Here is a 20,248-nt window from a genome sequence, read left to right as displayed (position 1 = left end):
AAACGGATGAGCACACCATGACACCGGCACTTCAAGGCCTGCTGACGATCGCCATCGGCGTGTCGGGTTGCGTGGGCTATTTCTACCTGTCCAACCAATTTCTGGACAAAGTCCTGTTCCCGCCACGTGGGCCGAATGCAGGGCGCAATATCAATAGGGCCAATGTGATCAGGCCATGGCTGTTCCTGTTCCCGGCGCTGGCGGCGCTGGGGCTATATCTTGCCTACCCGGTCGTTGAAACCTTGCGCCTTTCACTCACGGAACGTGTGCCCGGCGGCGGGTACCGGTGGGTTGGTCTGGACAACTATACTCAAATGGCGGCCGAGCCGAAGTTTTGGGAAGCCATGCGCAACAACATGTTCTGGCTGATCGTTGTGCCCGCCATGTCCACCGCTTTCGGCCTGTTGGTTGCGCAGCTGACCGACCGTATCCGCTGGGGCAACCTCGCCAAGTCGCTGATCTTCATGCCGATGGCAATTTCATTTGTTGGTGCCTCGGTGATCTGGAAACTTGTCTATGATGCGCGCCCCGCAGAACAGGATCAGATCGGTATTCTGAACGCGGTCTACATATTTTTCGGAGGGACAGAACCGCAGACGTGGCTGACCGTCCCGTTCTGGAACAGCTTCTTCCTGATGATCGTCCTGATCTGGATTCAGACGGGGTTCGCCATGGTGATCCTGTCAGCGGCCCTTCGCGGGATTCCCGAGGAGACAATCGAAGCAGCCATTCTGGATGGCGCAAACCCTTTCCAAATCTTCTTCAAGATCAAAGTACCCCAGATCAAGACCACAATTCTCGTCGTTTGGACGACGATCACGATCACTGTTCTCAAGGTCTTCGACATCGTTTTTGCGATGACCAACGGCCAGTGGGAGACACAGGTGCTGGCGAACTACATGTACGACAAACTGTTCCGCGCCAACGACTGGGGCGTCGGGTCGGCCTCGGCCATGGTGATCATGCTGCTGGTTGCTCCGATCCTTGTCTGGAACGTGCGCAACGCACGCAAGGAGATGGAGTAAGCCATGAGCGATATTGCAGGAACCAAGCCAGCACTCAGATGGGTCGTTCATGCTTCGGTCATCTTTCTGGTGGTGCTGTGGGTCATCCCGACGTTGGGCTTGTTGGTTTCGTCCTTTCGGACAGCGGACCAGATCTCGTCCAGCGGTTGGTGGCGGTCGCTGTTTCCGTCCGAGCAGAACCTGACCTTGCGCAGCGCAGCACCCGAAACGCAGGTGTTGGAAAACGGCGTTTACGTGATCCAAGGCGAGTTGTTTGGTGAGGATAAGCAGGCCAAGATCTCCAGATGGGGTATCAGTTCGCGTGACGTGGACGCGTTTGAACCCGGCCAAACGGCAGAATTGCGCCGGGGTGGCACGATCACGGTTGATGCAAACGGCAACTACCGGATGGAAAACACCGAAGAGTTCTCTGGCAAGCGTGGCGCGCGCATCTTCGTGACGGCTGAATTGCCGCCTGAGTTCACTTTGGGTAATTATCAAAAAGTTCTGCTGGACCAAAGCAGTACGGACAGTATGGCCAAGGCGTTCTTCAACACTCTGACCGTGACTATCCCGGCGACGATCATTCCCATTCTGGTCGCTGCCTTCGCGGCCTATGCTCTGGCATGGATGGATTTTCCCGGCCGCGCACTGCTGATCGCGGCTGTTGTTGGCCTGTTGGTGGTTCCGCTTCAGCTTGCCCTGATCCCCTTGCTTAAGTTTCACCTGAATATCGGGATCGGCAAAGGCTATCTGGGCGTCTGGCTGGCGCATACCGGGTTCGGGATGCCTTTGGCGATTTACCTTCTCCGCAACTACATGGCCGGATTGCCGCGTGATCTGATCGAAAACGCCCGCGTCGACGGCGCGACCGAGTTCCAGATATTCACCAAACTGATCCTGCCACTCAGCTTCCCGGCGCTGGCGTCGTTCGCGATCTTCCAGTTCCTTTGGACATGGAACGATCTGCTTGTTGCGAAGGTGTTCCTGATCGACGCAACCGGCCAGACGACTGTGATGACCAACCGCATCGTCGAGCTTTTGGGCACGCGTGGCGGCAATTGGGAAATCCTCGCGACGGCTGCGTTTGTATCGATCTTTGTGCCGCTGGTCGTCTTTTTCGCAATGCAAAAATACCTGGTCCGGGGCCTGCTGGCCGGATCCGTCAAATAGAGGCGTCTGATGAACGTGCAGAACCCCATTGAACAAAACAAAGCAACCAAACTGTCATCGGACTGGTGGCATGGCGGCATAATTTATCAGATCTATCCGCGTAGTTTTCAGGACAGTAACGGGGACGGGATCGGTGATCTGAAGGGCATCACGTCGCGACTGGACTACATCGCATCTCTGGGCGTTAATGCGATCTGGATTTCGCCTTTCTTCAAGTCGCCCATGAAGGACTTTGGATACGATGTCAGCGATTATCGCGATGTCGATCCCATGTTCGGGACGCTGGATGATTTCACAGAGCTTCTCGATCAAGCACACGCCAAAGGCCTGAAGGTCATGATCGATCTGGTTCTGTCGCACACATCGGATCAGCACCCGTGGTTCAGCGAAAGCCGCAGCAGCCGCGAACACCCGAAATCCGACTGGTACGTATGGGCAGATCCCAAGCCGGATGGTACGCCACCTAACAACTGGCTTTCGATCTTTGGCGGCTCGGCATGGCAATGGGACTCTCGCCGCCTGCAATACTATCTGCACAATTTCCTGTCATCACAGCCTGATCTGAACTTCCACTGCCCGGATGTTCAGGACGCGTTGCTGAACGTCGCCCGGTTCTGGCTGGATCTGGGTGTGGATGGTTTTCGGTTGGACACAATCAACTTCTATTTCCACGACAAAGAACTGCGCGATAACCCTGCGCTGCCGATGGATCAGCGCAATGCTTCGATCGCGCCGGCGGTGAACCCTTACAACCACCAGGATCACCTGTACTCAAAAAGCCAGCCTGAAAACATCGCCTTTCTTGAACGACTGCGGGCGCTGACGGACAATTACGAAGGCCGGGCGTGTCTGGGTGAGGTCGGAGATGCGCAACGCGGGCTTGAGATCATGGGGGAATATACGTCGGGCGATAAGCGGATGCACATGTGCTATGCTTTCGAATTCCTGGAAAAACGTGCGTTGACAGCCAGTTACACCAAACATGTCTTTGACCAGTTGCAGGACAAGGCGGGTGACGCGTGGCCTTGTTGGGCGTTTTCCAATCATGACGTGCAACGCCACGCCTCACGCTGGAATCTGAGCGACGATGCGGCCCGTCAGCATGTGGTTATGATGATGTGTCTGCGCGGCTCTGCCTGCCTGTATCAGGGCGAGGAATTGGGCCTGCACGAAGCAGAAGTGCCGTTCGAGAAACTGCAAGACCCTTACGGCATTGAGTTCTGGCCGGAATTCAAAGGCCGCGACGGCTGTCGCACACCGATGGTTTGGGCTGCTCAAGATGAGCAATCGGGCTTTAGCACCGCGGAACCCTGGCTGCCGGTAAGCACTCAGCAGGCCGCGCGCGCCGTAGACAGGCTGGAGGAGGATTCGCGGTCGATGCTGAACCACTACCGTCGCGCAATTGCCTTGCGCAACGCCCATCCCGCTTTGGCATCGGGGGAGCAGACCGGCATGGCAGAAACCGGCTCGGTTTTGTCTTTCATCCGTGAGGATTCTAGCGAGCAGGTCTTCTGCGCCTTCAATCTGGGTAACGACGCGACCCAGATCAAACTGCCCGAGGGCAACTGGCAGGTAACTGGGCAGAACGTGGGCAGTGTTGAGGGTCGCGGTAACGTCACCCTGAACGCATCGCAGTTCTGCCTGATGGCCAGAAAAAAGGGATAAGGCATGTCTGAACTCAATCTTACCGAAGTCGCCAAATCCTATGGCCCCGTCGATGTTCTGAAAAACATCAACCTTGATATCGAGCAGGGCGAATTGATCGTCTTTGTCGGCCCATCAGGCTGCGGAAAGTCGACGCTGCTGCGGATGATCGCGGGTCTTGAAAAGATCACAGGCGGCACGCTGGAAATCGAAGGGCAGGTCATGAACGATGTCCCGCCTGCACAGCGCGGCATTGCGATGGTTTTCCAAAGTTACGCTTTGTATCCGCACATGACCGTGCGGGAGAATATGGCGTTCGCACTGAAGATCGCCAAGATGCCAGCGGCTGAGATTGACGCAGCCGTTGAGCGCGCTGCGCGTATTCTGCAACTTGAACCGTTTTTGGATCGTTTGCCTAAGGCTCTGTCTGGTGGTCAGCGTCAGCGGGTGGCGATCGGGCGCGCCATTGTGCGCGATCCCAAAGTATATTTGTTTGACGAACCTCTTTCGAATCTTGACGCCGCGCTGCGCGTCGCGACACGGATCGAGATTGCGCGGTTGAAAGAAGCCATGCCTGACAGCACCATGATCTATGTGACTCATGATCAGATCGAAGCCATGACTCTGGCCAGCCGGATCGTTGTGCTGGCAAACAAGGGCATTGCGCAGGTTGGCACTCCGCTTGAGCTCTATGAAACGCCCGACAATGAGTTCGTTGCACAGTTTATCGGATCGCCGTCCATGAACCTTTTGCCCGGAACGATCACCGGAACAGGAGCCGCGACAACAGTTTCGCTGGATGCGGGCGGCGTTGCGGTTTCGGCTATTGCGACCGACGAAAGCGATCAGGGAAAGCGTGTCAATATCGGGGTGCGTCCTGAAGATTTTGTCGCAACCACTGAGGATGCAATCCTGACAGGGATGGTGGATTTCACAGAAGCTCTGGGCGAAGTCACCCTGTTGTATTTCGAAAAAACCGACGGCGCGGATGCAGTGATTGCCAAGCTGCCAGGTGTTCAGAGAAATCTTCGTGGCCAAACAGTCTCGGTGTCCGCCACTCCGGAAAAAGTTCATCTGTTCTACGACGGGCTAACCATGCGCAAATAGCGCGCGAACGCAGTTCTTGACAGATCTGCGTTATGTGTTTCACCATAATTGAAACGTTTCAATGGTGAAAAATGCGGATATCTGCGCAGCTCTACACGGTGCGTCAATGCGGTGATCTGGCGGATCAACTGTGTTTGGTTGCCGCTTGCGGGTTCTCGGACATTGAAACCACCGGACTGTATGATCTGAGCCCAGCCCAGATGGCGCGTATCGTTCATCAATCAGGTCTTAACCTTCGTTCTGCACATTTCGACTGGGAAGAATTCGACGAGCGTTTCGACGACCTCGTCGAGGTTCTGAACCTTTTGGAATGCCAGGTGGCCGTCATGCCTTGGCTGGCGCCCCAGGTGCGGCCCGACACTGCCCGGGGATGGAATGCAGTGTCGGGCCAGTTATCCGAATGGGCATCTCGCCTAAAAGATCACGGCATCCGTCTTTCGTACCACAATCACGACTTTGATCTGGTAGGTGAGCCAGGTGAAATGCCTCTTGATCTGATTTTCGCGCAAGGAAATATCTATTGGCAGCCTGATATCGGCTGGCTGGCCGCGTGTGGTCTGAACCCCGCGGATATGATCGCGCGCCATACTGACCGCATCCTGTCCGTCCACGCAAAGGATTTGGATCTGACCGGGGGTACTGGTGTCGCGCGATGGTGCAATCTGGGTGAAGGTGCCATCGATTGGGATACTACGTTGCGCGCCCTCGCAAACACTGAATGCATTGATCTTTTTGTCGAACATGATGAAACCGAGGATCACAGACGCACCTTGCAAACTGGTCGGTCTTTTTTAGCTGAACAGCTGGCAGGGATCGGCTGATGGCGCGGGCGACGATCAAATCGATTGCCAAAAAGACCGGCTATTCAGTGGGCACGGTGTCAAACGCCCTGCGCGGAACCCCGTCGGTAAAGCGGGAAACACGGGAAGAGATTCAAAAAACCGCTGCTGAGCTTGGGTATCGGGTAAACCTGGATGGCCTGAAGCTGCGCACCAATAAATCCTACCGGATCGCGGTTTTGGTCGGAGTTTCAGATTGCGCCGCTGAGGAATGGGAGGGGGTCGAGTTTACACGGATTCTGGCTGGGATCTCCGACGCGGTTCAAGGGTCACGGTATCAGTTGAGCGTCTTTAGTGTTCGGGATGGAGAAGCCGCGCTCAAAACCCTGCACTCCATCGTGCAAGAAGGGTTGGCGGACGGAGTTATCTTCTCTGGCACCCGAGTGAATGACCCGCGCATAGTATATCTTCAGGACAAAGGTTTTCCATTTGTCACTTACGGCATGAGCGACAGTGCCCAGCCCCACGCTTATGTGGATCTCGATAGTCAGATTGCGGCATTTGATGCCACGGCTCGGCTACTTGATCTGGGGCACCTTCGGATTGCTCTGATCAACCCACCGGAAGACCTGATTTACGCGCAGCAACGCCGCCAAGGATATTCGGATGCGCTATTGGCGGGTGGTGTGAGATTTGATCCTGCACTTGTGTTGACCGGTCCGACGACCGCAGAGACTGGGCAACAGGCCTTTGCGACATTCATGCAGATGCCAAACCGTCCGAGCGCCATTATTTGCGCCAACGAGGCGATAACCCTTGGCGCTTTGTCTGCCGCTGCCAAAGCGGGCGTTCGGGTCGGCAGAGATGTTGTCGTCATTTCGAACGATGACCTGAAACTCAGCCAGTATTTCGTGCCACCGCCCAGTGCCTATTACTTGCCGATTGGCGAAACCAGCCGTCTGCTGGGTGAGTTCATGCTGAAAGCATTGGACGGGGTAGATCCGTCACAAATTCAAAAAAAGATCAGGGCCACATTGGTCGAGCGGCAACCTGACACCCCGGCGCCGGGCATGGCGCAGACCAACTAAGCCAACAGAGGAGAAACCGAACATGTTTAAGAACCTACTTGCCGCCGTAACGCTGGCGACACTCGCCGTTCCGGCGGCTTTCGCCGCCGATCTGGAAGGTCGCGTTCTCAAGATCGGAACCGATGCGACCTATCCACCAATGGAAACCGTAGACGAAGCCACCGGTAAGATCGTGGGCTTTGATGTCGACGTGATGAATGCGATTTGTGCAAAGGTCAATTGCGTTCCAAACTTTGTAAACACCGCTTGGGACGGTATTTTTGCGGCTCTTCAGCAGGGGGAATTCGATCTGGTCATCTCGGGCGTTTCAATCACGCCAGAGCGTGAAGAGACCATGGATTTTTCCGAACCTTACATCGTCGTCAGCCAGGCCATTTTGCTGCAAGTCGACAACGCGGATATGACGCTTGAAGACTTCAAGGCGGGCGGTCAGAAACTGGCGGCGCAAACCGCGACAACAAATGCCCAACTGGCGGAAGAGCTTGTGGGGCGTGAGAACGTAAGCCTCTACGACAACTTCTCGGCTGCAATTCTGGCGCTACAGAACGCAGACGTACAAGGTGTGATCATCGATGGCACGTCCGCAGCTGCCTACGAACAGGAGTTTGCAGGAGAACTGACTGTTGGCATCACAGGCCTGCAATCAGACCCTCTGGGCATCGTGTTTCAGGAAGGTGACCCAACGGTGGACGCCATCAACACTGGCCTGGCGGCTATTCAGGAAGACGGCACGCTGGACGAACTGAAAGCCAAATACTGGGGCACGAACTGATCCTTTTGCACCTCTCTGGTCCCGGCGGCCAATGTCGCCGGGCCTTGTCATAGCGGAGAAGTTCCATGTCGCGCCTCAGCACAATCCGCCCGAGCAATCTTGTGTTGCTCGCAGCCGCACCTTTCATCATCTACCTGTTTGCCACGTCTTCGAAATATCTGCGATCTCTGGTCGCCATTTTGGGCATCGGTAACAATGCGGGGCCGATTTTCGTCGGGTTCCTGTTGATCGTGACGGTTGCAATTCTTGGATATCTCTGCGCGCGTTACGCACGTTTTTCAAATCACGCCCCGGGATGGTTGCGGATTTGTGCCTTTTCCGCGTTCCCGGCAACGATTGCTCTCCTGGGGATCAGCGTTGTTTCACCACAGCTTTTGATGCCCTTTGCCGAGTCCGTATTCTTTCATGCGCTCAGCGAGAACACATCGACCCTTATCGACAGGTCCAGCCAAATCTGGGTGCTGTTCCCGGAAGTGATCGATCAGGTTCAGACAGGCTTGCAATTCCTTCTGGCAGCCAATGCAGTCGTCGTCGCCTTGTGTCTTTTTTCGACACGGCTGCAACCGCCTTGGCGCGGGCGTGTTCTGCTCGGGCTGGAATGTCTTACCGGTGCGGTTCTGTTTTACCTCATGTTCATGGCTCATTGGCAGTTTGCCACCGGTGTAGCCATTACATTCCGCGCAGCAATCTTTGCCTATATCTTTTCGGCCATTCTGGGCCTGATCTGGGTCGGGCTGCAATCTTTCAAGCCGAAGGCGCGCACCACGATCCTTTATGGCTCGATCAGCCTGACTCTGTTGGCAATATCGGCCTTTTTCTTCATGCAACCGCAGGTCAGCTATGTTCTGGTCGGCAGCACCGAGGGGCGTATCGCTATTGTGCGCGGCACCCCGCAAGCACAGGCCGATATCATCCGGTTCGGCGAGTTCGAAGGCGCAGGTGACCAGCAGTTCCGCATCCGCAGCGCCACCGACGCCACGGCAGCGCTGGAGCAGATTGAAACCGTCGACAGCGTTTCCGGAGCTTTTGTGCCGGTCGAGGCTCACACACAAGGCTATCCGGTTCTGTGGCGAACAAGTTTCTTACCTGACAAATACCGAAATCCCGCACTGGCCTTTGCCGTGTTCGGGTTTCTGCTGCTGACGCTGACCATTGGCGGCGCGCAGCACAAACTGCACCCTCTGGCGGTCGGGGCCGAGTTCTTTGTCGACACGATACGCGGCATCCCGATGCTTGTGATCATTCTGTATATCGGCCTGCCTTTAGCAGGTGCGGTCAAGGACGCCACCGGTGGCGGTATCGACATGACCAATATGACCCGGGGCATCATCGCAATCTCGGTCGGGTACTCGGCCTATATGGCCGAAATCTTCCGGTCCGGGATTGAGGCTATCCCGAAGGGGCAATTGGAAGCGGGTAGTTCTTTGGGCCTGTCCAGATGGCAGACGGCGCGGCTGATTGTGTTGCCTCAGGCTTTGCGGATCGTCACCCCGCCTTTGGGCAACGAGTTCATTGCGATGATCAAGGATACCTCGTTGCTGTCGATCCTGTCAGTCCGTGACATGACCCAGAGGATGCGAGAATTTCAGGCTGCCAGTTTTCTGCCCTTTGCCCCGTTCAACACGGCGGCAATTTTGTACGTCGTTTTAACTCTCGGCTGCGCCAGCTTCCTGAAATGGATCGAACGGCGCACGGCAAAGGACAACCGATGAGCAAGCTGGAGCTTGGGGTTTGCTACTATCCCGAACAATGGGACCCGTCGAAATGGCGCGATGATGCTGCGCAGATGGTCGAGATGGGGTTGGATTGGGTTCGGATCGCCGAATTTACCTGGGGCCTGATCGAACCCGCGCGCGGTCAGTTTCGCTGGGACTGGCTGGACGAAGTGATCGAGATTCTGGGTCAGGCCGGTCTGCGGGTCATGATGTCGACCCCAACGGCGGCCCCGCCTAAGTGGCTGATTGACGAGCATCCCGAAATCCTGCCGATCGGGTCGGACGGTCGGATCAGAGCCTATGGTTCACGCAGGCATTATTGTTTTTCCAGTGAGGTTTACCTGGCCGAGGCGCAAAGGATCGCAAAGGAATATGCGCGCCGATATGGTCAGAACCGACATGTCCACGCCTGGCAAATCGATAACGAATACAACGACCACGACACCGTTCTCAGCTATTCCGAGGCCGCGCGCGCAGGTTTCCGGCGTTGGCTGGAACAAAGATATGGTACAATTGATGAACTGAACGAGGCCTGGGGAACCGTATTCTGGGGCGCACTCTATTCTGACTTTGACCAGATCGAGCTACCCAACGGATTGGTCGCCACGCCAAATCCGACTCACGCGTTGGACTTCATGCATTATTCCTCGGACCGCGTGCGCCTTTTCAACAAGGCTCAGGTGGATGTGCTGCGAGAATATGCGCCGGGCCGGGATATCACGCACAACTTCATGGCAGGCAGTTTCGAGTTCGACCATCATGCAGTGGCTGCCGATCTGGATATTGTCGGCTTCGACAGTTACCCGCTTGGCAACCTGCTGGGCTCGACCCTGACGGATGAAGAAAGACACCGCTATCTGCGGACTGGCGCGCCGGATTATCAAGGGTTTCACTGCGACCTGTATCGCGGTCAGGGACGCGGGCGGATGTGGGTGTTGGAACAGCAGCCCGGGCCGGTGGACTGGGCGCCCAAGAATCCTTCTCCGGCAGACGGGATGGTTCGGCTTTGGACTTGGTCAGCCTATGCGCATGGTGCCCAAGCAGTGATGTTCTTTCGCTGGCGGCAGGCAAAATTCGCTCAAGAACAATACCATACGGCCTTGTTGCGCCCGGATGACAGCCTGGATCAGGCGGCAGAAGAACTGGCTGAGATCGTGAAAGATCGCGCAGTACTGCCTTCAGCGGTACGCGAGAAAGCACCGGTGGCGATGCTGCTGGATTATGCTTCGATCTGGGCGGCAGATATTCTGCCGCACGACGATGATTTCCCCAATGCTCATATCTTCCGAGAATGGTACACCGCCCTGCGTGGGCTGGGTGCCGATGTCGATTTTGTGGGTCCAGAGGATGATCTGGACGGCTACAACCTGATCGTTCTACCGCAAAGCATGATTGTGACCATGGACTTGGCCGCTAAACTCGACGCCTCTGGGGCAAAGCTCATGATTGGGGCGCGTTCCGGCAGCAAGACGTCCCAGATGCATACCCCGCCTAATCTGGCCCCGGGCGCGCTTGCCGATTTGACCGGGGTTCGCGTTGCCCGTGTCGAATCGCTCCCGGATCTTGCGCGGGAATATGTTCAGTTGGCGGATGGTCAACAGTTTGAATTCACCAGCTGGCGCGAAATCGTCGAGACCGAAGCACATGTTCTGGCCCATTTCAACAGCGCCTATTGCAACGCTAGCCCGGCGGTCATCCGGTCGGACCGCGCAACCTATCTGGCTATGGTGCCGCGCGGAGCGCTGTTGCAGGCCATTATGCGCGACGTCTTGGAGTGGGTCGGACAGAAGTCTCTAGACTGCGATCCTGACATGCGCATAACCCGACGCGGAACGTTGCAATTTGCTTTTAATTTTGGTCACATACCCAAGCCTCTGCCTGTTGGTGGACCGCGGCGAATTTTGATTGGTTCCGATCCAGTCAAAGCGCGCGATTTCACTGTCTGGCAGGATAACTAACGCCCTGAAATGCAGCCAAAACGCGTCAACAACCGAAACTGGACATAAGAATTTCGGAAACTGTCACTTTTGGACTGACGAACGGGCACAGAAAGTCCTATGAATAAAAAACAAAAAACCAACTAGTCTAACAATGGGAGAACACTAATGGCTAAAAACTCGACACTTTCCAGACGCACTGTGCTGAAGGGTGCAGGTGCTGCAGCACTCGCGGCACCTCTCTACAGCAAAAGCGCTCTGGCCTCATCCGGGGAAATCAACATCCTGATGTGGTCGGACTATCTGCCGCCCAGCTTTATTCAGGAATTCGAAACTCTGACCGGTATCAAGGTGAACTACACCGGCATCGGGTCCAACGAAGAAATCATCAACAAGATGAAGGCGACCAAAGGTCAGGGTTTTGACATCGTCTCGCCTACCAACAACCGTTCGCTTCAGTGGGAGCCGCTGGAACTGTTGCAGCCATTTGACATGAACAAGGTTCCGATTGATCTGGTGAACCCTGCCATGGCCAAGATCGGCACCGATGCGTGGGACTTCGGTGGTTCGGGTGCGCATTGGCTGCCGCATATCTGGGGCACCGAAGGTATTGCATACCGCACTGATCTGTGGCTGCCGGAAGGTGACGCGCCGTCTTATGGCGATGTTTGGTCGGAAGAAAATGCGGGCAAGACCATGGGCCGCGCGCATTCCATGATGCTGGGTGCAGGTCTTTACATGGAGCGTGCCGGAGAGATGGAGCCGGGCTCGGTCTGGGCCGCTTATGGTGACGAAGACACCATGCGCAAGGTCTGGGGTCAGATCACCGATTGGTGTATCGCCCGCAAGGATCGCATCAAGCTGATTTGGAACGACGCTGACACACAGAAGAACGGTCTTCTGAACGAAGGCGTTGTTGTTGGACAAACCTGGGACGGCCCGCCGCTGGCGCTGAAATCCGCCGGTGAGCCTGTGCATTATCAGGCACCTGTCGAAGGTGCGATGGCATGGGTTGACGGCATGTCGATGCCAACAGGCGCGGCGAATATCGATCAGGTCTACGCGTTCATCGATTTCGCCTATCAGGCCAAACCGGCCGGTGTCGCAATCGACAGCCACGGCTATAACTCGCCTGTTCTGGGTGCCGACCAGTATTCGGGCGACACCTACAAGAAGAACTTTGCCGAGGCCTATCCGGGCGACTCGCTGGCCAACCTCAACCCGTGGCCAGCCGAAGCGCCTTGGTACGCGGAAACGCGGACCGAGTTCGTCAACAAGTTCAAAAGCGCTTAAGCGTTCCGAAACCTGGCCCCTCGCGATTTGCGGGGGGCAATCATCCGTGCGCCGCTCCGGCGTAACGGACAGCTATGTGGTGTGGTGACAGTGCACACCTCAGGGAGATACCAAAAATGAGTGCAGGGGTCGGAGTCGATCTGGAAAACCTGTGGATCCGTTTCGGTGACTTCGTCGCCGTGCGCGATGCCAACGTCAACATCAACGGGGGCGACTTCTTTTCGTTCCTCGGGCCTTCGGGCTGCGGGAAAACAACGATACTAAGGGCTGTTTCGGGCTTCCTTGAGCCCAGCGAAGGCAACGTTCTGATCGGCGGCAACAATATGCGCGGCATTGGGCCGAACAAGCGCCCAACTGCGCTGATTTTTCAAAACCTCGCGCTTTTCCCACTGATGAAGGTCTGGGAAAACATCACGTTTTCGATGGAAATCAAGGGGGCCAGTGCCGCGGAGCGCCGCAAGCGTGCCGACGAACTGCTCGACATGATCGCGTTGCCGGGGCAAGGGGACAAACTGCCCAGCGAGTTGTCGGGCGGTCAGCGTCAGCGTGTGGCCATCGCCCGAGCCCTGTGCGCCGAGCCGGATGTTCTGCTGCTGGACGAACCGTTGTCAGCGCTGGACCTGAAACTGCGCCAGCATATGCGCACCGAGCTGCGTGAAATTCAGCAACGTGTCGGTATTACCTTTATCTACATAACCCATGACCAGGGCGAAGCGCTGACCATGTCGGACAATATCGCTGTCATGCGTGCTGGCGTGATTGATCAGATTGCCGATGGGAAAACCATCTACAACGATCCCAACACAGCATTTGCGGCCTCTTTTGTTGGCGAAAACAATGTGTTCCGCGGCAAGATTAAACAGGTCATGGGCAATGAGGCTCTGATCTCGACCAACCGCTCGGGCGATCTTGTGGCACGTATTTCGACTGCCAATCAGGGTAAGATGAAGGAAGGCGACGAGGCGATGATGTTCATCCGCCCCGAGGCCTTCGCCATTGCAGCTGACGGGGCGACTGGCGATCATTTCGTTACCGCACGGGTCAACCACGAAGAGTTCGAAGGCAATGTCTTCAACATCTTTACCGAAGGTGAAGGTGGGAAAGAGATCAAAGTGTCGATCCCCAACCACGGGCAGTCTTTCGAGGATCACACCGGACAGAACATCACGTTGGAATACGAGACGCACAATGCTGTCATCGTCCCGGCGGGTGAGCTGGCCGCGGAATAAGGGGAAGAACGCATGCCCCAGTTTCTGAAAGATTTCTTCAACCGCAACGGCACTGGAATGGGGTTGGGAATTTTGGGTTTGGTCCTGTTCTGGACTGTCGGCCTGATTATCCTGCCGCAGCTGTCGATGCTGGACTTCTCGTTCCGTCCGAACCTACCGCCGCCAGAGATTGGAGGTCCCAAGGACGTTTATACGCTCGAGAACTACAAATACCTGATCTATGGCCCCGAAGGTGGCAGTCAGGACTATAACACAGTCGATCTGAGGGTGTTCTTCCGAACCCTGGTGGCTGCGGTTTGTGTGACGATCTTCAACCTGATCATCTGCTATCCGATCGCCTATTACCTGGGGCAAGCCGAAGGCAGCCATATCCGCATTTTCGCGATCATGTTGATCATCCCTTACTGGATCAACGAAATCCTGCGTGCTTTCGCGTTGCGCATTATCTTCGGTGAGACTGGGGTGCTAAACACTTTGTTCATGGGATTGGGTATTTGGGATACGCCGTTCGATTTCATCCGCAATGACATCGCGCTTTATGCAGGTCTTGGTTATGCATACATCCTGCTGATGATCTTTCCAATGTATAACGTCATTGAAAGTCTGGACAAAAATCAGATCGAAGCAGCACGTGACCTTGGTGCGCCCTGGTGGCGGATACACTGGCGGGTCGTCATTCCTTATGCCAAGCCCGGGATCAGTTCGGGTTGTACGATGGTGTTTATGCTGTCCGCCGGTGCGCTGGCTGCGCCGCAGATTCTGGGTGGCCCATCGAGCTTGTGGTTCACACAACTGATCTATCAGCAGTTCAACGATAACAATGACTGGCCACAAGGTGCCGCCTATGCGATCGTCCTGCTGGTCACCTGTATCCTGTTCGTGCTGGCCATGATGCGCCTGTTCAAAGTGAACATGGGGGATATCGGGAAATGAACAATTCCTTCCTCCGTATAAGCATCTGGGTCTATCTGGCGATCTTCTTCTTGTATCTGCTGGGCCCGCTGGTGATCATGTCGATCACCGCTTTCAACTCGTCCGGCTTCCCACGAATGAGCCCGTGGGAATGCCTGACCTTCCAGTGGTTTGGTGAGCTGTTTCAGGATCAGCGTATCCTGAACGGGATCAAGAACTCGTTGATCATCGGTCTCGGAACAGTTGTTCTGTCTGTGGCGATGGGTCTGGCAGGCGCGTTGATGCTGACGCAGATCTGGCCCAAGCTGCGCGCGACCTACTATACGATCATCATCGCACCGATCCTGATCCCGGGTGTTGTTTTGGGTATCTCGACGCTGGTGTTCTGGGATCGGATCAACCGGATGTTGGGGCTGGGCGCGGACAGTTTCCTGTCGAACGGCATCTTCCTGACGGTGATCGGCCAATCCACCTTTATTGCCAGCTATTGCATGCTGGTGCTGGTGGCGCGGTTGCAGCGTTACGATGTTGCCTTGACCGAAGCAGCACTGGACCTCGGTGCCAGCCACGCGCAGGCCTTCCGCAAGATCCTGCTTCCGTTCATGCGCCCGGCGATTGCCTCGGCGGCGGTGCTGGCGTTCCTGGCTTCGTTCGAGAACTATAACACCACCACCTTCACCTTCGGAGAATACCCGACGCTGACGATCGAGCTGGCCCAAAAGGTCCGTTACGGCATCACGCCCGCGATCTCGGCGCTGGCGTTTATCATCGTGGCGCTGACGGTGTTCTTCGCTCTGTTGAACGAAGCCAAGTTGAAGCGACAGGAGCTGGTTGCAGCCGCGCGCAAAAACGCGACGGTTGAGGAGCTGGCAGGCAAGATCAAACTGCCCAGCTTCTTTTCCGGTAACATGGCAGCTGTTCTGTTGGTTGTTTTTGCCGTCGCAACGATCACCGTTGTTGGCACTGCAGCAACCTACAATCCGGCGCAGTGTATTGCCGATGTTCGCGAACAGAAGCAGTTGGAAGCGGAACAGCGTATTCAGGAGTTGCGTAAGCAACGTGAAGAACGCCGCAAGCAACGTGAAGCTGAAGAAGCGGAGCAAGGTGGCGCTCAATCCACTCCAAAACCGTCTAACAACAGCGGCTTTGGTAATGTGTTCGCGCCGAACTCGCTGGGTGGCGATGAAACCCAAGGAGAAGATGGTGCTTCTGAAACTGAAAGCGCTCCATCCAACAACAGCGGTTTTGGAGGGGTGTTTGACCCCAACAGCCTGCAAAGCGACGAATAGCGGCGCAGGACTATAAGCTCAGAATCCGCCCGATCCGGACTCAGGTCTGTTCGGGCGGATTGCGTTTCAGGATTTCGACGTCACAGCCTTGGACGCTATGCCCGTTCCAAACCACCGCTTCAGCGTTGTAGTTGATCAGGAATGTATGATCGGCCGTTTCACGCAGTCGCAGACCCTGCGGCATTTTCCTTAGATTTAGACCGGTTTTTTTAGCAGCCATAGCGATCACACGGTCCCAAAGGGTCTCATCCGGAAAGCCTGCCAGATACCAAATGCCATCGTTGGCCTTGAGTGCAGGCGACCCGTCTTCAAAGCTCAGCAGGTCTGCGGCTTGTCCAGACAACAGGTCGATCCAATGTTGCGCAGCGCCACCCCCTTGAACCGCACGTTTAGAGGTGGGTGGCAGCGTTTCGACCAATTCAACATCGCAATTAAAACCGCTCAGACCAGGGCGGCCCGCGTTGGGTATTTGAAAATCTCGGGTGATCGCACCGCTGCGCGGTCCCAGGATTGCCAGTTCGCAGTTGTTTTCCAGGCGGCGTTCCAAATCAGGATCGATTGTCGCCAAGCCCGGAGCCAGGATCAGATCGTAATGAGCCGAAATGTCGTTTGCCGAAACAAAATCCAAGGACAAGCCGGCGCGACGCAACGCGCGATATGCAGAAAATACCAGCCGGAAATACTCAAAACCTGCGCCTTGTGGCTGAGTGGACCACGCCCAGTCCGATGCATAATCGAACAGAATTGCGACTTTTGCCTGTTCCTGACGCACTACGCCCAACCTGGCCAAATCACCCGCAGTTTGACGGGCTTCGGCCAGGGCAGGTGCAGGGCGATTGTTCGGCGTCAGCAATCCTGCGTGCATTTGCTCCTGTGCGAAGGGAGCTTGCCGCCAGCGAAAATAACTCACCACTTCAGCGCCGTGTGCCACGGCCTCAAGAGACCACAGCCGTACCATTCCGGGACGTGGTGCAGGGTTGTACGGTGCCCAGTTCACAGGTCCGGGTTGTTGTTCCATCACCCACCAGCGGCCACGCCCGACGGCCCGATAGAGATCGTGGTGAAACGCCTGCATATCCGGATCACCTTGCTGCAGAAAAGCGGTCTTGTGTGCATCGTGATCTTCCAACCGATCCGACAGAAATCCGATCGGATAGCTGTCCCAGGTGGCAATATCGAGATCCGCACCGACCTCGAAATGGTCAAAGTCCAGGATGCGGCCCATGTAGTTGTGCAGCAGCGGCGCGTCGGTCAACGACCTCAGAACATCCACCTGCGCCTTGTTGAATGTCACAACCTGATCCGAGCTGAAACGGCGAAAGGCCAAAACATGCGACGGGTTCGGTTCGGTCACGGTTTGATTGGGCAAGTCGATCTCTTCGAAGTCGCTGTACTCCATCGACCAGAACACGTTGCCCCATGCCTCGTTCAGCGCGTCTATGGTTCCGTATTGCGCGGCGAGCCAATGCCGGAAGGCATGAAGGGCAGCGGCGCTGTAGCTGAGCGTGGTGTCATGGCACCCGTATTCATTGTCTATCTGCCACGCGGCCACATGCGGATTTTGACCGTAACGTTCACCTATGATCCGGGCGATGCGTGCGCATTCCTCGATATAGCCTTGATGGCTAAAACAATAATGCCGCCGAGATCCGAATTTGCGCGGGTTCTGGCTTTCATCCAACGCTAGCATGTCCGGGTGTTTGTGTAACATCCAGCGTGGCGGCGTGGCCGTCGGGGTGCCAAGCACAACTTTCAAACCAGCTGCCCCGAGCGTCTCAATCGCGCGATCCAGCCACTCGAATTGCAAATTGCCCGGTTGTGGCTCCATACGGCTCCACGCGAATTCACCTAAGCGGACCCACGTCAGGCCTGTTTCGACCATACGTGCGGCATCTTCCGCCCACATCGCCTCTGGCCAGTGTTCGGGGTAGTAACAAACGCCAAGTTCCGGCTTCATAAGATGACCTTGTGTTCTGCTTGGCCTTGTCCTGCATTTCGCGATGCAAAGGTCATGCCATTGGACGGTTGAGCTTTGATGTCGTCCGCACTTAATCCTTGACGGGCGGTCGTGCAGAAAAGCGTGCTCAGATCGGTGCCGCCGAAAGCGGGGCAGGATGTGTGCGAGGCGTCAAAGGAAACGGCACTCAGAAACTGACCGTCAGAAGAATACACCGCAACCCGGGCTGCGCCCCATTGGGCAATCCAGATGTTTCCGTCGGAATCAACAACTGCCCCATCCGGGTTCAGGCCATCTTTGCGCAAATCCAGAAAAACTGCGCTGTCCCCGTCCGGCCACCCGGTTTCCGAGTTCAGACGCCAGCGCCTGACTTGCCCCGTTACCGTGTCGCAGAAATAGGCACCCGAACGATCATGGGCGAAACAGATCGCGTTTGAAATTGTCACATTCGCAACCAGGCGCCTCAGCTCACCTTTCCAAAATCGATAGATCGATCCGACACCGGACTCCGCCTGCTTGCCCATCGTTCCGATCCAAAACCCGCCCCAGGGGTCGGCGCGCCCATCATTGGAACGGGTGACGGGGTTATCCGTTTCCAACGGTACAATCAGTATCCGGTTGCCAGACAGCAAATCAAAACGCCAAAGACCTGTTTCGGAAGCCATGAAAAGCGTATCGCGGTCCACCCAACCTGCGGCCGAAACATACTCGTCAAAGGTCCAGCTTTTTGGCTCGTCTCCGTCGCGGGTCATTAGGCGTTTGCCTATGATATCAAACCAGAAAAGCTGTTGTCGTTCCGGATGCCACAACGGGCCTTCACCCAACTCGCAGGGGCGGTCGTCATAAATGGTGCTCATCCAGCGGCCTCGTCATAGGCGGCTACGATCTGGCGGGCACGGTCCGCGATTTCGGTAACATCCATGCCGGGTTTGTAAAGGGCGGATCCGATTCCGAACCCATCCGCACCCGCTTTGATCCATTGCCCGAAATTCTCAGGCCCGGCACCGCCAACGGCAAAAACAAGCGTGCCTGTGGGCAAAACCGGACGCAAGGCAGCCAAACCCGTCGGGCCAGCCATGACACCCGGAAACAGCTTTAACCCGGTTGCCCCGGCCTTGAGGGCGGCAAAGGCTTCAGTTGGGGTGTAAACACCCGGCCAGCTTTGCATACCCAACGCAACTGAACGTTCGATGACCTCTGCGTCATAATTGGGTGACACCACCAGTTTGCCACCGGCAGCCGAAACTGCGTCTACCTGATCGATCGACAAAACAGTCCCCGCGCCGATCAGGGCCTGATCCCCAAAAGCTTCGACCAAAATACCGATACTGTCGAGCGGGTCAGGTGAGTTGAGCGGCACTTCGATCCGGTCGATGCCTGCATCAATGATCGCGCGGCCAACGGCTTTGGCTTCCTGCGGTTTCAGGCCACGCAGAATGGCGATGATAGGACGGCTCATGCGGTTTGCCTTGTCATGTTTCGCGCCAACCCTAGCCCTGCCAGCGTCGCATCGGTGGCGTTCGCGGTTTCGACAAAAGCGCCTTGTTGTTGCAGTGCTGATGCATAAGTCTGTGACACGCCTTCTGCGCCAATGATGGCCAGCTGCTGCCCCAGCCAATACGGGCGTGTCGCGGCCAGCTCGGCCCCGATCAACAAGCCTGAAAGCCGAGCGCGTGCGGTGCCTTTGTCCTCTCCGTGCAATAGATCGGCGGCCCGAAGGCCAAAGAGGCGCGCGGCCAGTTGCTCGGGCTTGGATAACGTATCTGCCACCGCTTCTGCGAAGGCGTTTTCGTCCCAGCCCTGGCTTACCGAATGCCGCAGCACCGACTGTCCACTTAGCAGATCGAACAATTCACCTGTCATGAAGGTGCGAAAGCTCACAACTTCACCGGCGCTGACCTGTACCCATTTCGTATGGGTTCCGGGCAGGCAGATGACGCCATCCCAGTTCTGACGGGCACCTAGAAATCCAGCGATCTGCGTCTCTTCGCCCCGCATCACATCCGGCGGTGTCATCTGTTTCAGGCCGGGAACGACAAAAGCCCTGATCCGCGGGTCAGAACCGGGAACGCGGATCGGAGCATCCGGCAGAGGTTCTGACGGGATGGTGGAATAGGGCGCTTCGACCCAGCCTTGCCGTGCACCGACCATTCCGCAAGCGATCACATCCACAGGCGCGACAGTCAACCAGCCTTCGATCAATTCCAGAAGAGCGGCTTGGAACCCGTCGGTGCCAACACGCGCCATACCTTTGTCGGATTGTGCATGGTCCAGCGCCGTAGCTCCCTGCATGGCCCAGGCCCGCAGGTGAGATGTTCCCCAATCGACGGCGATCCAGTCTGTATTCAT

At 56.3% G+C, this 20,248-nt stretch carries 17 protein-coding genes; 13 read left to right on the top strand and 4 right to left on the bottom strand.

Going from position 1 to position 20,248, the window contains the following annotated elements:
• Positions 1 to 17: 17 nt before the first annotated feature.
• The 13 genes from ACR0LF_RS08775 to ACR0LF_RS08715 all read left to right on the top strand — a co-directional run bounded on the left by ACR0LF_RS08775 (position 18) and on the right by ACR0LF_RS08715 (position 15,942).
• On the top strand, positions 18 to 1,025 hold the full coding sequence (locus ACR0LF_RS08775; RefSeq protein ID WP_480576731.1) for a carbohydrate ABC transporter permease: 1,008 nt from the start codon (positions 18 to 20) through the stop codon (positions 1,023 to 1,025).
• A 3-nt stretch (positions 1,026 to 1,028) separates the two neighbouring features.
• Entirely contained in the window at positions 1,029 to 2,177 is a 1,149-nt protein-coding gene (locus ACR0LF_RS08770) for a carbohydrate ABC transporter permease (protein WP_480576734.1), read from the top strand.
• Between the two features lie 9 nt (positions 2,178 to 2,186).
• The gene (locus tag ACR0LF_RS08765; protein ID WP_480576737.1) at positions 2,187 to 3,842 is read left to right on the top strand and encodes an alpha-amylase family glycosyl hydrolase; all 1,656 of its coding nucleotides are present in this window, start codon (positions 2,187 to 2,189) and stop codon (positions 3,840 to 3,842) included.
• A gap of 3 nt (positions 3,843 to 3,845) precedes the next feature.
• Positions 3,846 to 4,928, top strand: coding sequence for an ABC transporter ATP-binding protein (locus ACR0LF_RS08760; protein ID WP_480576739.1), 1,083 nt, complete (start codon positions 3,846 to 3,848; stop codon positions 4,926 to 4,928).
• Between the two features lie 71 nt (positions 4,929 to 4,999).
• Entirely contained in the window at positions 5,000 to 5,749 is a 750-nt protein-coding gene (locus tag ACR0LF_RS08755) for a sugar phosphate isomerase/epimerase family protein (protein ID WP_480576742.1), read from the top strand.
• Positions 5,749 to 6,795, top strand: a complete 1,047-nt coding sequence (locus ACR0LF_RS08750; protein WP_480576745.1) for a LacI family DNA-binding transcriptional regulator — start codon at positions 5,749 to 5,751, stop codon at positions 6,793 to 6,795. Before ACR0LF_RS08755 ends, ACR0LF_RS08750 begins: the two co-directional genes overlap by 1 nt.
• Positions 6,796 to 6,817: 22 nt before the next feature.
• Positions 6,818 to 7,567: a basic amino acid ABC transporter substrate-binding protein gene (locus ACR0LF_RS08745; protein WP_480576748.1), complete on the top strand. Its 750-nt coding sequence runs from the start codon at positions 6,818 to 6,820 to the stop codon at positions 7,565 to 7,567.
• A 65-nt stretch (positions 7,568 to 7,632) separates the two neighbouring features.
• Positions 7,633 to 9,279 (top strand): amino acid ABC transporter permease, encoded by a 1,647-nt coding sequence (locus ACR0LF_RS08740; RefSeq protein WP_480576751.1) that lies wholly within the window; start codon positions 7,633 to 7,635, stop codon positions 9,277 to 9,279.
• Positions 9,276 to 11,240, top strand: coding sequence for a beta-galactosidase (locus tag ACR0LF_RS08735; protein WP_480576754.1), 1,965 nt, complete (start codon positions 9,276 to 9,278; stop codon positions 11,238 to 11,240). The genes ACR0LF_RS08740 and ACR0LF_RS08735 overlap by 4 nt, the downstream gene beginning before the upstream one ends.
• A gap of 147 nt (positions 11,241 to 11,387) precedes the next feature.
• Positions 11,388 to 12,512, top strand: a complete 1,125-nt coding sequence (locus ACR0LF_RS08730) for an extracellular solute-binding protein (RefSeq protein ID WP_480576757.1) — start codon at positions 11,388 to 11,390, stop codon at positions 12,510 to 12,512.
• A gap of 116 nt (positions 12,513 to 12,628) precedes the next feature.
• A complete protein-coding gene (locus ACR0LF_RS08725) occupies positions 12,629 to 13,741 on the top strand; it encodes an ABC transporter ATP-binding protein (RefSeq protein WP_480576760.1) in 1,113 nt (370 codons plus the stop codon).
• Between the two features lie 12 nt (positions 13,742 to 13,753).
• A complete protein-coding gene (locus ACR0LF_RS08720; protein ID WP_480576763.1) occupies positions 13,754 to 14,674 on the top strand; it encodes an ABC transporter permease in 921 nt (306 codons plus the stop codon).
• A complete protein-coding gene (locus ACR0LF_RS08715) occupies positions 14,671 to 15,942 on the top strand; it encodes an ABC transporter permease (protein WP_480576766.1) in 1,272 nt (423 codons plus the stop codon). Before ACR0LF_RS08720 ends, ACR0LF_RS08715 begins: the two co-directional genes overlap by 4 nt.
• A 40-nt stretch (positions 15,943 to 15,982) precedes the next feature.
• Here ACR0LF_RS08715 and ACR0LF_RS08710 read toward each other — a convergent pair whose 3' ends face one another.
• The 4 genes from ACR0LF_RS08710 to ACR0LF_RS08695 are packed head-to-tail and all read right to left on the bottom strand — an operon-like array spanning position 15,983 to position 20,248.
• A complete protein-coding gene (locus ACR0LF_RS08710; RefSeq protein WP_480576769.1) occupies positions 15,983 to 17,899 on the bottom strand; it encodes a beta-galactosidase in 1,917 nt (638 codons plus the stop codon).
• Complete coding sequence (locus tag ACR0LF_RS08705) at positions 17,896 to 18,756, bottom strand: SMP-30/gluconolactonase/LRE family protein (RefSeq protein ID WP_480576772.1); 861 nt, start codon at positions 18,754 to 18,756, stop codon at positions 17,896 to 17,898. The genes ACR0LF_RS08710 and ACR0LF_RS08705 overlap by 4 nt, the downstream gene beginning before the upstream one ends.
• Positions 18,753 to 19,358, bottom strand: a complete 606-nt coding sequence (locus ACR0LF_RS08700) for a 2-dehydro-3-deoxy-6-phosphogalactonate aldolase (RefSeq protein ID WP_480576775.1) — start codon at positions 19,356 to 19,358, stop codon at positions 18,753 to 18,755. Before ACR0LF_RS08700 ends, ACR0LF_RS08705 begins: the two co-directional genes overlap by 4 nt.
• The gene (locus ACR0LF_RS08695; protein WP_480576778.1) at positions 19,355 to 20,248 is read right to left on the bottom strand and encodes a 2-dehydro-3-deoxygalactonokinase; all 894 of its coding nucleotides are present in this window, start codon (positions 20,246 to 20,248) and stop codon (positions 19,355 to 19,357) included. The genes ACR0LF_RS08700 and ACR0LF_RS08695 overlap by 4 nt, the downstream gene beginning before the upstream one ends.

Source organism: Ruegeria sp. E8, assembly GCF_056533985.1.
This window is presented reverse-complemented; position numbering and strand designations above follow the sequence as displayed.